Origin of the sequence: Pseudooceanicola nanhaiensis DSM 18065 (genome assembly GCF_000688295.1) — a bacterium.
GTDB lineage: Bacteria > Pseudomonadota > Alphaproteobacteria > Rhodobacterales > Rhodobacteraceae > Pseudooceanicola > Pseudooceanicola nanhaiensis.
The window spans coordinates 136,267-148,659 of the sequence record NZ_JHZF01000013.1 but is presented as its reverse complement, the minus strand read 5'-3'; the positions used below and the strand labels follow the sequence as shown (position 1 = coordinate 148,659).

The 12,393-nt window shown below is 69.3% G+C and carries 10 protein-coding genes; 3 read left to right on the top strand and 7 right to left on the bottom strand.

What is annotated here, in order from left to right:
• Positions 1–11: 11 nt before the first annotated feature.
• Positions 12–1,253, bottom strand: coding sequence for a lytic murein transglycosylase (locus tag Q344_RS0110800; protein ID WP_028286709.1), 1,242 nt, complete (start codon positions 1,251–1,253; stop codon positions 12–14).
• Positions 1,254–1,421: 168 nt separating this feature from the next.
• Between Q344_RS0110800 and Q344_RS23755 the strand changes: the two genes are divergently transcribed.
• Both Q344_RS23755 and Q344_RS0110790 read left to right on the top strand, forming a co-directional pair.
• Entirely contained in the window at positions 1,422–2,162 is a 741-nt protein-coding gene (locus Q344_RS23755; protein ID WP_156954694.1) for an SIMPL domain-containing protein, read from the top strand.
• 141 nt (positions 2,163–2,303) lie between these two features.
• Positions 2,304–3,143: a glycosyltransferase family 2 protein gene (locus Q344_RS0110790; RefSeq protein WP_028286708.1), complete on the top strand. Its 840-nt coding sequence runs from the start codon at positions 2,304–2,306 to the stop codon at positions 3,141–3,143.
• A 75-nt stretch (positions 3,144–3,218) separates the two neighbouring features.
• On the opposite strand, the gene Q344_RS0110785 is transcribed toward Q344_RS0110790, so the two are convergent.
• The 5 genes from Q344_RS0110785 to Q344_RS0110765 form a co-directional block, all read right to left on the bottom strand.
• Positions 3,219–4,553 carry a S41 family peptidase gene (locus tag Q344_RS0110785; protein ID WP_028286707.1) on the bottom strand — a complete coding sequence of 445 codons (1,335 nt, stop codon included), beginning with the start codon at positions 4,551–4,553 and terminating at the stop codon, positions 3,219–3,221.
• A 3-nt stretch (positions 4,554–4,556) separates the two neighbouring features.
• Positions 4,557–5,678, bottom strand: coding sequence for a murein hydrolase activator EnvC family protein (locus tag Q344_RS0110780; protein ID WP_028286706.1), 1,122 nt, complete (start codon positions 5,676–5,678; stop codon positions 4,557–4,559).
• A 95-nt stretch (positions 5,679–5,773) separates the two neighbouring features.
• Positions 5,774–7,291, bottom strand: a complete 1,518-nt coding sequence (gene gpmI / locus Q344_RS0110775; RefSeq protein WP_028286705.1) for a 2,3-bisphosphoglycerate-independent phosphoglycerate mutase — start codon at positions 7,289–7,291, stop codon at positions 5,774–5,776.
• Between the two features lie 132 nt (positions 7,292–7,423).
• Positions 7,424–8,170 (bottom strand): DNA repair protein RecO, encoded by a 747-nt coding sequence (gene recO, locus Q344_RS0110770; protein ID WP_028286704.1) that lies wholly within the window; start codon positions 8,168–8,170, stop codon positions 7,424–7,426.
• A gap of 325 nt (positions 8,171–8,495) precedes the next feature.
• Positions 8,496–9,149 carry a peroxiredoxin gene (locus Q344_RS0110765; protein ID WP_028286703.1) on the bottom strand — a complete coding sequence of 218 codons (654 nt, stop codon included), beginning with the start codon at positions 9,147–9,149 and terminating at the stop codon, positions 8,496–8,498.
• Positions 9,150–9,312: 163 nt separating this feature from the next.
• On the opposite strand from Q344_RS0110765, the gene Q344_RS0110760 reads away from it, so the two are divergent.
• A complete protein-coding gene (locus Q344_RS0110760) occupies positions 9,313–10,749 on the top strand; it encodes an aldehyde dehydrogenase family protein (RefSeq protein WP_028286702.1) in 1,437 nt (478 codons plus the stop codon).
• Between the two features lie 66 nt (positions 10,750–10,815).
• Here the strand turns inward: Q344_RS0110760 and Q344_RS0110755 are convergent, their stop codons facing one another.
• On the bottom strand, positions 10,816–12,345 hold the full coding sequence (locus Q344_RS0110755; RefSeq protein WP_028286701.1) for a catalase: 1,530 nt from the start codon (positions 12,343–12,345) through the stop codon (positions 10,816–10,818).
• Positions 12,346–12,393 lie beyond the last annotated feature (48 nt).

Below are 12,393 nucleotides of genomic sequence, written 5' to 3'. Positions count from 1 at the left end.
AGGTTTACGGCCTAGCGCGAAAGCGCGGATTTCATCGCCGCCTCGGGAAAACAGGTCGCGGGCATGCCCTGCGCCTGCTGCCAGCGTCCGATCGAGCGGCGGGTCTTGAAGCCCGCCAGCCCGTCGGCGCCACCGACATCATGGCCCTGCGCCTCGAGCGCGCGCTGCATCGCCGCCACGTCCGAGCGGTAGAGCCCGCCGACCGCGCCCCAGCCGGCCGAGAAATCGCCCATCCCGTACTGGATCCGGTCCCCCACGTGGCCCACGAACAGCGCGTAGAGGTCGCTCATGTTGTAGTCCTTCAACACGTAGAAATTCGGCGTCACGATGAAGGCGGGCCCGTTCCGGCCGGCAGGCATCAGCAGGAACCCCTCGCCGTCGCGCTCGTGCTCCGGGAAGGCCTTGCCGCCGACGCGGGCGATGCCGAGCGCTTCCCACGCCCGGATCGGCCTGCCCTGATCCGGCCCTTCCAGCGCGCAGGACACGGTGCCGGGGACGGTCACCTCGAAGCCCCAGTCCCGTCCGGGCACCCAGCCGTGCCGCGCGAGGTAATGGCCGATCGAGGCGATGGTGTCCGCCTCGGACCGCCAGATGTCGGCACGCCCGTCGCCATCGCCGTCCGCGGCGTAGGCGAGGAAGTTCGACGGCATGAACTGCGGCTGCCCGAGCGCGCCCGCCCAGGAGCTTTTCATGGCGCGTTCCGGCGCATGGCCGGCCTCGGCGATCTGCAGGGCGGCGACCAGCTCGTCGGTGAAATACCCGGCGCGGGTGGACATGAAGCCCTTGGTGCCCAGCACCTCGAAGACGTCGTGGGGGATCGCGACGCGGCCATAGCCGCTTTCCCGGCCCCAGATGGCGAGGATGATGCGGCCGGGCACGCCGGTCGTCCTCTCGACGGCCGCAAGCGTGCCGGCATGGCGGCGCGCCATCTCGCGGCCCGTGGCGGTGGCGCCGTCGACGGAGCCGCGGTTGAAATACTTCCCCGGCGCGCCGAATTCGGCCTGCCGCTGGCGTTTCGGCGTCTGCGGCGTGGTCCCCGGCGGCACGAGGTCGGGCAGCTCCCAGTTCAGCCGGACCCCGTCGAACGCCCGCTCGAAGGTCGCGCGGGTGACGCCCTGCTCCGCGGCCCGCGGCCAGACGACCTGTTCGAGCCAGCCGCGGAACTGGCGTTCGACGGCGGCGCGGTCCTGCGCGGGAGCGGCGGCCGCGGCGAGGGCGAGGATCAGGGCGAGGCAGGCGGCTTTCAGGGTCATGGGGCTCCTCCGGTTCCGGCGATCCTGCGGTATCCGCCCGCCGCCTTCAACGCCCCTCTCCCCGTGCACAAGCAGCCGTGATGGGACGCGGCGCGCAAGGCTCGCTAGGATGCAACCGGGCCCCGCCACACAACGTTGGGCGGGAATCGATCAGGAAAGGATTTCGCCTTGAAACTCAGGACTATGAGCACGCCCCTCGCGCTGGCTGCCACGCTCGCGCTGGCCGCCCCCGTCGCCGCGCAGGAGCAGATCCCGCAGATCCGCGTGACCTCCACCGCCACCGTGACCGCGCCGCCGGACGAGGCCAGCGTGACCATCGGCGTGGTGAGCGAGGGTCTCACCGCGCAGGAGGCGATGCGCGCCAATACCGAGAAGATGCAGCAGGTCATGACCGGTCTGCAGGCCGCCGGCATCCCGTCCGAGGACATCGCGACGCTCAGCATCTCGCTCGATCCGCGCTATGCCAACGAGCGGCCCGAAAGCGGCGAGGTGCCGCGCATCGCGGGCTATCAGGCGACGAACATCGTGCGGATCCGGGTGGACGAGATCGACGGGCTCGGCTCGGCGCTGGATGCCGTGGTCGAGGCCGGGGTGAACACGATCAACTCCATCGAGTTCTCGATCGAGGACACCAGCGAGCTCGAGGCCGAGGCCCGCGCGAAGGCCGCCGCCGAACTGCGCGAGAAGGCCGAGCAATATGCCGAGGCGATCGGCACCCGGGTCGTCGGCGTGATCAGCATCGACGAGCAGATGGTCGGCCGCCCGATGCCGATGAAGACACAGCGGATGGAGATGGCCGCGGACATGGCGGTTCCGGTCTCGGCCGGCGACGTGGAGGTCGAGGTCACGATCTCGGGCTCCTTCGAGATCGACGACGAACTGTCCTCGGGCCGCCGCCTGCGGAAATGATGCGCCGGGGCGCGGGCTGCCCCGCCAGGCGGGCGGCCCGTTCCCCGTGACACTGTCGCGCCCGGCCCCGGCCGGGCGCTTTCCTCTGCCGCCGTTTCGCGTAAGACTCGCGCCACCCGAGACCAAAGCACGCGAGCCCGGATGAAAGTCGCCGTCCTCACTTCCGTGCGCAACGACAGCGTCTTCCTGGACCTGTGGCTGCGCTATTACGGCCGCCTGTTCGGTCCCGAATGCCTCTACGTGGTGCTCGACGGCTTCGACCAGCCGCTGCCCGACGCCGTGCCGGCGCCGAACCTCCTCCGGGTGCCCTTCGTGCCGGCCGAACGCTCGGTCGCGGACCGGCGCCGGGCGCGGCTGATCTCGGACATCGCGCGGGGGCTGCACCGTCTCTACGACGTGGTGATCGCGCTGGACGTGGACGAATTCCTCGTGCCCGATCCCGACCACTACACCGACCTCTCCGCGCTGCTGGCCAGGACGCTCGCGGAGCGCAACGTCAGCTCCCTCTCGGGGCTCGGGCTCGACGTCGCCCAGCACACCGGAGAGGAGGGGCCGATCGCGCTCGACCGGCCGATCCTCGGGCAGCGGCGTTTTGCCCATGTCTCGACCCGCTACACCAAGCCCGCGATCTCCTTCGCGCCGGTGACGTGGGGGAGCGGGTTCCACCGGGTGAAGCGGCGGAATTTCCACATCCAGCCGCATCTCTACCTCTTCCACCTCGGGATGATGGACCACGCCACGGCCACCGCGCGCAGCGGCGACAGCGACCGGATCGCCGGCGGCTGGACGAACCACCTCAGGCGCCGGCAGAAGGCCTTCGACATCGTGGCGGGCACCCCGCCCGGCGATTTCGACGAGACGACCCGCACCGCGCGCCGGGTCCAGACGCTGCTGCGGCCGCCCTATGCCTGGAACAAGCCGCTGATGCCCGGCGCGCCGCGTGTCGTGCGCATTCCCGAGCGGTTTCACGGGATCGTCTGAGCGCGCGGCTCCGATGGCGCAAAGCAAAAGGGCCGGCGCATCCGCACCGGCCCTTCGCATAGCTTTGTCAGGGGCTTACGGCTTCAGCGCCGTGTAGCCCTTCAGGATGTCGATCGCATAGGCGAGCTGGTAATCCTCGTCGCGCAGCTTGGCGGCCTGTTCGGCCTGCTCCTGCTCGTCCTCGATCTGCCGGATCTCGTCTTCGGAGAGCGAGTCGTTCGACAGCGCGCCGCGCAGGTCCGCTTCGGACCGGTTCCGGCGGGCGATGCTGCCTTCGTCCTCTTCCTCTTCCTCGGGCTTGGCCGTAGGCTGGGCCACGACGATGTCGGGCGAGATGCCCAGCGACTGGATCGAGCGGCCCGACGGCGTGTAGTACCGCGCCGTGGTCAGGCGCATCGCGCCGTCGCCCCGCAGCGGCATGACCGTCTGGACCGACCCCTTGCCGAAGCTCTTGGTGCCCACGACGACCGCGCGGCGGTGATCCTGCAGCGCGCCCGACACGATTTCGGAGGCCGAGGCCGAGCCGCCGTTGATCAGCACGACCATCGGCTTGCCGTCGATCAGGTCGCCTTCGGTCGCGTTGTAGCGCTCGCCGTCCTCGGGATTGCGGCCCCGGGTCGAGACGATCTCGCCCTTGTCGAGGAAGGCGTCGGAGACCTTGATCGCCTGCGTCAGCAGCCCGCCCGGGTTGTTCCGGAGGTCGAGCACGACGCCGTTGACGTTGTCGATGCCGCCGGCGGCCTCGATCTCCTTCTTCAGCCCTTCCTCGAGGTTCGGATAGGTCTGGTCGTTGAAGGTGGTCACCCGCAGCACGACGGTCTTGCCTTCGGTCCGGGCGCGGGCGGCCGTCAGCTTGATCGTGTCGCGGATGATCGAGATGTCGAACGGATCGGCCTGGCCTTCGCGCACCACGGTGATGACGATCTCCGAGCCGACCGGGCCGCGCATCATCTCGACCGCGTCGTCCAGCGTCAGGCCCAGAAGGCTCTCGCCGTCCACGTGGGTGATGAAATCGCCCGCCTCGACGCCCGCCTCGGCGGCGGGGGTGCCGTCCATCGGCGAGACGACCTTCACGAAGCCGTCTTCCTGGGTGACCTCGATCCCGAGACCGCCGAACTCGCCCCGGGTCTGGACGCGCATGTTCGCGGCGTCGTCGGGCGAGAGATAGCTGGAATGCGGATCGAGCGAGGTCAGCATGCCGTCGATGGCCGCCTCGACCAGCTTGCCCTCGTCGACTTCCTCCACGTATTGCGCGCGGATGCGCTCGAATATGTCGCCGAAGAGGTCGAGCTGCTCGTAGACGCTCGCCGGTCGCGAGGTTTCCTGCGCCAGGAGCGGGGCGGCGACCTGGGTGCTGATCAGCACCCCGGTGGCGATCCCGCCCGCTGCCGCAATGAAGAACCGTTTCATGCCTTAACCTTCCTTCGCCGTTTGGAACCACGTTTCCGGGTCCTGGGGGTCATTCCCCTGTCTCACTTCGATGTAGAGCGTCTGGCTGCGCTCGCTGCCCCCGCCGTCGGACGCTTGCCGGACGATGGATTCGGCGGAGGGCTGGTCGCCGCCCATAAGGCCGATCGGAGAGCCTGCGGGCAAGACCTGTCCGGCGGCACCATAGACCACCTCCAGACCGGCCAGCACGAACAAAACCCCGGCCTGCGGCTCAAGGATCATCACGTTTCCGTAGTCCAGAAGCGGCCCGCGATAACGGATCGTGGCGGCCGTGGGCGTGGTCACGAGCGCCCGCGGACGAGTCGCCAGAACGATGCCAGGACGGGTCACGCCCGCCGCGTCCGCCTCGCCCGCGCGGCGCAGGACGCGGCCCTCGGCGGGCAGCGGAAGGCTGCCCTTGCGGGCGGTGATGTCGGGCAGGGAGCCCGGCGCCTCGTCGGTCGCGATATCGCTGAGGCCCGAGGCGAAGCCCTCGAGTGTCTCGGTCGAGGCGATCAGGATCCCCGTCTTCACCGCATCCTCGGTGAAGCGTTTCGGCAGGTCCTTGCGGTCGGCCACCGCCTCGGAGAGCGCGGCACGGGCCTTCTGCACGCCGTCGAGCCCGTCCTGCAGCTGGTTCAGCGCCGCCTGCTGGAGGGTCCGGAGCGTCCGGGCCTCCTCGAGCTTGGCGCGCAGCTCCGCGGCCTTCGTCTCGAGCGCCGGAGCGACGTCCGCGAGGATCATGCCCGACCGTGCGGTGCCCACGGGCCCGGCCGGGTGCAGCAGCAGCACCGGCGAGGTGTTGCGCGAGAGGGTCTGGAGCACGCCCAGGAGCTGCGCGATCTCGGCCTCGCGCGAGGACAGCTCGGCGGCGAGCGCGGCTTCCCGGATCGAGACATGGCGCAGCCCCTCGCGCATCGCGGCGAGCCCGGCCTCGTAGGCGCGGACCGTGGCGGTCAGCGCCTTGACGCGGTTCCGCGCGGTGTCGGCCTGGTCGAGCTCTTCCGCAGCCGCGCCCAGCATCTGCGCGGCACTCCTTGCCGCCGCGCCGGGGTCGGCGGGGGTGGCGAGGGCGGGAAGGGGAAGGGCGAGGAGGGCGGCGGCCAAGACGGCTTTCGGTCCCCGCGTGACCGCCTGGGCGACAGAGCCCCGATCTGCGCCTGGCAGGCCGGATCGCGCCGGATATCGGAAGCCCCCGCGCCTCATGCGATCAGGCTCTTCCCCGTCATCTCGGCCGGCGGCTCCAGCCCCATGAGCGCGAGCAGCGTCGGCGCGATGTCCGCCAGCCGTCCGTCCCTCAGCGTCGCCCCCTTCGGCCCGCCGAACAGCGCCACCGGGACGAGGTTCGTCGTATGCGCCGTGTGCGGCCCGCCCGTGACCGGGTCCACCATCATCTCGCAATTGCCGTGATCCGCGGTCAGGATCATCGCGCCACCCGCCGTTTCCAGAGCCTCGACGACCCGGCCGAGCCCCGCATCCACCGCCTCGCAGGCGGCGATCGCGGCAGAGAGGTCGCCGGTGTGGCCTACCATGTCCGGGTTGGCATAGTTCGTCACGATCAGGTCATAGCCGGCCTCGATGGCGGCGACGAAGCGGTCGGTGACCTCCGCTGCCGACATTTCGGGCTGCAGGTCGTAGGTCGCGACCTTCGGCGATTTCGGCATGAAGCGCGACTCGCCCTCCTCGGGGGGCTCCTTGCCGCCGTTCAGGAAGAAGGTGACATGCGGGTATTTCTCGGTCTCGGCCAGCCGGAACTGGCGCAGGCCCTTCTTCGCCACCCATTCGCCGAGCGTGTTCACGATCTCCTGCTTCGGGAAACAGGTGGTCATGTAGTCGTTGTGGGCCTGCGAATATTCCACCATCCCCAGAAGCGCCGCCAGTTTCGGGCGCGGGCCGGTGTCGAACCCGTCGAAATCCGGCTGCCCGATCGCCGCGACGATCTCGCGCGCCCGGTCGGCGCGGAAGTTGAGGCAGAAGACGCCGTCTCCGTCCTGCACGCCCCGGAAGCCCGCGATGACGGTGGGGGTGATGAACTCGTCGGTCTCGCCGTTCTCGTAGCCCCGCGTCACCGCCGCATGGGCGGTGGCCGAGACCTGCCCTTCGCCGCCGATCATCGCGCGGTAGGCTTCGGCCACCCGCTCCCAGCGATTGTCCCGGTCGAGCGCGTAGTACCGCCCCGAAAGCGTGCCGATCCGGGCGCCTTCCGGCAGCGCGTCCTCGATCTCGCCGATGTAGCCATAGGCCGACTTGGGCGCCACGTCGCGCCCGTCGGTGATTGCGTGGAGCACCACCGGCACGCCCGCGTCGGTCACCGCCTTCACCGCGGCAAGGATGTGGTTTGTGTGCCCGTGCACGCCGCCGTCCGAGGCGAGGCCCATCAGATGCGCGGTGCCGCCGGTCTCCTTCAGCCGGGCGATGAAGTCCTGCAGCGCCGCGTTGCGGAAGAAGGACCCGTCCTCGATGGCGAGGTCGATCTGGCCGAGATCCATCGCCACGACGCGTCCGGCGCCGATGTTCGTATGGCCGACCTCGGAATTGCCCATCTGCCCCGAGGGCAGGCCCACGTCGGGCCCGTGGGTGATCAGCGTCGCATGCGGGCAGGTCGCCATGATCCGGTCGAACGTGGGGGTTTTCGCCAGGGCAGGCGCGTTGGCGGTCTCGGTCTCGCCGATCCCCCATCCGTCGAGAATGCACAGAACCACCGGTTTCGGAATGTCCATGTCGGCCTCTTGCTTGTCCGGCCCCTGATAGGCCGGGCGGGGGCGGGATGTCTACCGCCCCGGGGGCCCCTGGGGCCGGGACGCCGCGGCTCCGCCCATCCCGCGGGCAGGGGAGGGGGGCCGGGCCGGGTTTCAGCCCGGCACGCCGCCGCCCTGCCGCAGGCGCCGCGCGAAGAGGTCCACGTAGCGCTGGCGCGCATCCGGGAGGGGCCTGGAGCCCAGCTCGGGCGCCAGCCGTTCCGACAGGAAATGGCCCGTGACCCGGAATGCCTCGGCGATCTCGCTGTCCGGCGCCTCGCCGGCGCCGAGCAGCACGGGCGGCAGGGGCAGGAGGCGGTCGACATACTCCCCCGCACCGGCCCGCGTCACCGCCCGGCCGGTGCGGGGTGACACGAAGGCCAGCCCCTCCCGCGCGCCGGTCACCGCGCAGGCCGAGAGATCGAGCCCGTAGCCCACCTCCTCCAGCAGGGCGAGTTCCCAGCGAAGATAGGCCAGCGGCCAGAGATCGTCGTCGCCCAGCAGGTCGAGCAGCGTCTCGGTCCGCCGATAGAGCGGCTGGTGCGCCTCGCGCTCGGGCAGGCAGAAGCTGAGCAGGGCGCAGACCGCGTTGAGCCCGGCCAGCGACATCCGGTCCGACAGGGCGGTGGCGCGGGAGCGGACCGGCTCGACCGTGAAATGGCCGAGGTGATCCTCGAGCCGTGCGCGCCAGGCGAGGTCGACCTGCGCGCCGGGTTGCAGGACGGGCGTCATCTTGCGCGAGGTGCCGCCGCGCACGACGCCGGCATGGCGGCCGCGCGAGGGGGTGAACACCTCGACGATGGCCGCGTTTTCGCCGTGCCGCCGCACCGCCAGAACGATCCCCTGATCCCGCCAATCCATGCGCGCATCATCGGGGGAGCGCGGGGCGGGGGCAAGACGGGTTGAGGGGGGAGCGGTTGCAATCCGCGGGGTCCATCATGGCGCGCGCTCTCCGCCCTCGGCCTCGGGCGCGAACCGGTATGGGGCGGGGTGGGAGGAGTCTGGCCCCGGACCCGGGGGGACCGGCGGGGTGAATCCGCCCTCGGGGATCGGTTGGCGCTCCGGCAGGTGCGGGTCGGCCGGCATAGGCAGGGCGGGATCGATCCCGCCCTGCGATGTCATCTACGTGTTTTCAGAGCCTCGGGCCGGGGCGAACCCCGGCCGGCAGGGTGCCCGACGGACGCTCTCAGCTCGGATCCTTGGCGAACCGCAGGTAGGGCAGCTTCTTGTCGAGCTTGCCGTATTTCTCCTCGGCCGCCGCGTCGTCCAGCGACAGCGCGACGATCACGTCCTGCCCCGGCACCCAGTTGGCGGGCGCGGCGATCGGCTTCTCGTAGGTCGCCTGCAGCGCGTCGAGCGCGCGGAGCACTTCGGCGAAGTTCCGGCCGATGGTCATCGGGTAGGTCATCGACAGCTTCAGCTTCTTGTCCGGCCCGACGATGAAGACCGAGCGCACGGTCGCGCTGTCGGCGGGGGTCGGCTGGTCCGGCAGATGCGCCTCGGCGGGCAGCATGTCGAACATCTTGGCCACTTCGAGCCCCTGGTCGGCGATGATCGGGAAGCCGGCCTTGGCGCCCGCGAAGCTCTCGATGTCACCCTTCCACTTGCGGTGATCCTCGGCGCTGTCGACGGAAATGCCGATCACCTTGGTGTTGCGCTTCTCCCATTCGTCGGCCAGCTGGGCGACGGCGCCGAACTCGGTCGTGCAGACCGGGGTGAAGTCCTTGGGGTGCGAGAACAGGATCGCCCAGCTGTCGCCGATGAAGTCGTGGAACTTGATCTCGCCCTGGTCGGTCTCGGCGGTGAAATTGGGGACGGTGTCGTTGATGCGCAAACCCATGAGGTCCTCCTGTCTGGATGTCGTTGCGCAATAGATAGACAGCATCGTGCGCCTTTGCACCCCCGTCTGCGCTTGCAGCGCCATGCGCCCGGTGCAACAGTGCCGCCGAAATGCGGAAGCGCCGCCCGCGAGGCGGAATCCGCGGGACAAGGGAGAGACAAACATGCTCGAGAAACGTCAGTTCTACATCAACGGTGAGTGGGTGGACCCGAAAGAGGGCAAGGACCTGGAGGTGATCGACCCCTCCACCGAGGAGCCCTGCGCGGTGATCTCCATCGCCGGCAAGGCCGACGTGGACGCCGCCGTCGCCGCCGCCAAGGCCGCCTTCCCGGGCTGGATGGCCACGCCGCCGGAAGAGCGCATCGCGAAGGTCGAGAAATTCCTCGAGATCTACCAGGAGCGCGCCGAGGAGATGGCCAAGGCGATCTCGACCGAGATGGGCGCGCCGATCGCGCTGGCCCGCTCCGCCCAGGTGGGCGCCGGGCTCGGCCACACCAAGAATTTCATCCGCGCCGCCAAGGCGTTCGAGTTCAACCGTCCGCTGGGCGACCATGACCCGAACACCCGCATCGTCTATGAGCCCGTCGGCGTCTGCGCGCTGATCACGCCGTGGAACTGGCCGATGAACCAGATCACGCTGAAGGTGATCGCGGCGCTGATCGCGGGCTGCACCATGGTGCTGAAACCCTCCGAGGAATCGCCGCTGAACGCGATGCTCTTCGCCGAGATGATCGACGCGGCGGGCTTCCCGAAGGGCGTCTTCAACCTGGTGAACGGCAACGGCGTGGACACCGGCAACGCGCTGACCACCCACGAGGACGTGGACATGGTCAGCTTCACCGGCTCGACCCGCGCGGGGCGCCAGATCTCCATCGCGGCGGCCGAGACGCTGAAGCGGGTGCATCTGGAGCTGGGCGGCAAGGGCGCCAACGTGATCTTCGACGACGCGGACGACGCGGCGGTGAAGCGTGGCGTGCTGCACATGATGAACAACTCGGGCCAGTCCTGCAACGCGCCGTCCCGGATGCTGGTGCAGAAGGGGATCTACGACAAGACCGTCGAGGCGGCCGCCGAGATCGCCGGCAAGGTCACCGTGGGGTCCGCCCATGAGGACGGCAAGCACATCGGTCCGGTGGTCAATGCGAGCCAGTTCGAGAAGATCCAGGACCTGATCCAGAAGGGCATCGACGAGGGCGCGCGGCTGGTCGCCGGCGGCACCGGAAAGCCCGAGGGGATGAACCGCGGCTACTTCGTGAAACCCACGGTCTTCGCCGACGTGAACAACCAGATGACCATCGCGCGGGAAGAGATCTTCGGCCCCGTCCTGACCATCATCCCCTTCGAGACCGAAGAGGAAGCGGTCGAGATCGCCAACGACACGCCCTACGGCCTGACCAACTACGTCCAGACCCAGGACGGCGAGAAGGCCAACCGGATGTCGCTGAAACTGCGCTCGGGCATGGTCGAGATGAACGGCAAGCCGCGCGGCGCGGGTGCGCCCTTCGGCGGGATGAAGATGTCCGGGAACGGCCGCGAGGGCGGCGTCTGGGGCCTCGAGGACTTCATGGAAGTGAAGGCCGTCTCCGGCTGGACGCTCTGAACCGGACCTCCCCGCGAGGGGCAGAGAGGGGGCCGCGGGAAACCGCGGCCCCTTTCGCGTGCGGCGTCACTCGGCCGCCTGTTTCGAGATGCTCTCGGCCGAGGCGAGGCCCGGCGCCTCGGACGTGCCGCCGAGCTTCTCGCGGACCCCGGCCTCGATCTTCTCGCCGGTGTCCCTGTCGATGCTCTTCCAGTAGTCGAAGGCCCTGAGCAGCACCTTCTCGCTGACCCCGTCGCAGAGGTGGCCCACGACGTTCATCACCAGCCGTTCGCGCATGCCGTCGTCCATGACCTCGCGGACCAGCTTGCCGGCCTGGCTCCAGTCGTCGTCATCCTCGCGCAGGGTGTAGGCCTGCCGGACCATGTCGCCGTCCGAATACCACAGGCCCGCCTCGCCGCCGAGGTCCGGCTGGGCCGCCGGGCCGCCGTAGGAGTTCGGCGCATAGACCGGGTCCGATACGGTCTCGGTCCGCCCGGCGCCGTCCTTGGAATAGGAATGGACCGGCGACTTCGCGGCGTTCACCGGGATCTGCTTGTAGTTCACGCCAAGCCGCGCGCGGTGCGCATCGGCGTAGGAGAATCCGCGCGCCAGCAGCATCTTGTCGGGGGACAGCCCGATGCCCGGGACCATGTTGTTCGGCTCGAACGCGGCCTGTTCGATCTGGGTGTGGAAGTCGGTCGGGTTGCGGTCGAGCGTCAGCTTGCCGACCTCGATCAGCGGATAATCCCCGTGCGGCCAGACCTTGGTCAGGTCGAACGGGTTCAGGTGGTAGGTCCTGGCGTCCTCGTAGGGCATGACCTGCCACTTCAGCGTCCAGCTCGGGAAATTGCCGTCCGCGATCGCCTGGAACAGGTCGCGGCGGTGGTAATCGCCGTCCGACCCCGCGAGCCTGTCGGCCTCGTCCTGGCTGAGGTAGGCGTTGCCGTCGCCCTGGTCGGTGTGCCAGTGGAACTTCACCCAGAACTTCTCGCCCTCGGCATTGACCAGCGAATAGGTGTGGCTCGAATAGCCGTTCATCTCGCGCCAGTTTTTCGGGATGCCGCGGTCGCCCATCAGGTAGGTCACCTGGTGCGCGCTCTCGGGCGAGAGGGTCCAGAAGTCCCACTGCATGTCATGGTCGCGCATGTCGTTGTCGGCGCGGCGCTTCTGGCTGCGGATGAAGTGCTGGAACTTCATCGGGTCGCGGATGAAGAAGATCGGGGTGTTGTTCCCGACCATGTCGAAATTGCCGTCCTCGGTGTAGAGCTTGACCGAGAAGCCGCGCGGGTCGCGCCAGGTGTCGGGGCTGCCGCGTTCGCCCGCGACGGTCGAGAAACGGACCACGGATTCGCACCGGGCACCCGGCTGGAAGATCGCGGCCTTGGTGTATTTCGTCACGTCCGCGGTGGTCTCGAAATGCCCGAAGGCGCCCGCGCCCTTGGCGTGGGGCTGGCGTTCCGGGATGCGCTCCCGGTTGAAGTTCGCCATCTGCTCGAGAAGGTAATGGTCGTTCAGCACGATCGGGCCGTCGGGCCCGACGGTCAGGGAGTGCTCGTCGCTCTGGACGCGGATGCCTGCGTCGGTGGTGGTGGGGGGAACGGTCTTACCGCTGGTCATAGCTGGCGTCTCCATGGAACCGGTGTATCCGGGCAACCATGGCGCGCG

Bases quoted from the DNA above. Each gene is read 5' to 3' on its own strand.
- Q344_RS0110785 (WP_028286707.1), bottom strand. From the start codon at position 4,553: ATGAAACGGTTCTTCATTGCGGCAGCGGGCGGGATCGCCACCGGGGTG.
- Q344_RS0110760 (WP_028286702.1), top strand. From the start codon at position 9,313: ATGCTCGAGAAACGTCAGTTCTACATCAACGGTGAGTGGGTGGACCCG.
- gpmI (WP_028286705.1), bottom strand. From the start codon at position 7,291: ATGGACATTCCGAAACCGGTGGTTCTGTGCATTCTCGACGGATGGGGG.
- Q344_RS0110800 (WP_028286709.1), bottom strand. From the start codon at position 1,253: ATGACCCTGAAAGCCGCCTGCCTCGCCCTGATCCTCGCCCTCGCCGCG.
- Q344_RS0110755 (WP_028286701.1), bottom strand. From the start codon at position 12,345: ATGACCAGCGGTAAGACCGTTCCCCCCACCACCACCGACGCAGGCATC.
- Q344_RS0110790 (WP_028286708.1), top strand. From the start codon at position 2,304: ATGAAAGTCGCCGTCCTCACTTCCGTGCGCAACGACAGCGTCTTCCTG.
- recO (WP_028286704.1), bottom strand. From the start codon at position 8,170: ATGGATTGGCGGGATCAGGGGATCGTTCTGGCGGTGCGGCGGCACGGC.
- Q344_RS0110765 (WP_028286703.1), bottom strand. From the start codon at position 9,149: ATGGGTTTGCGCATCAACGACACCGTCCCCAATTTCACCGCCGAGACC.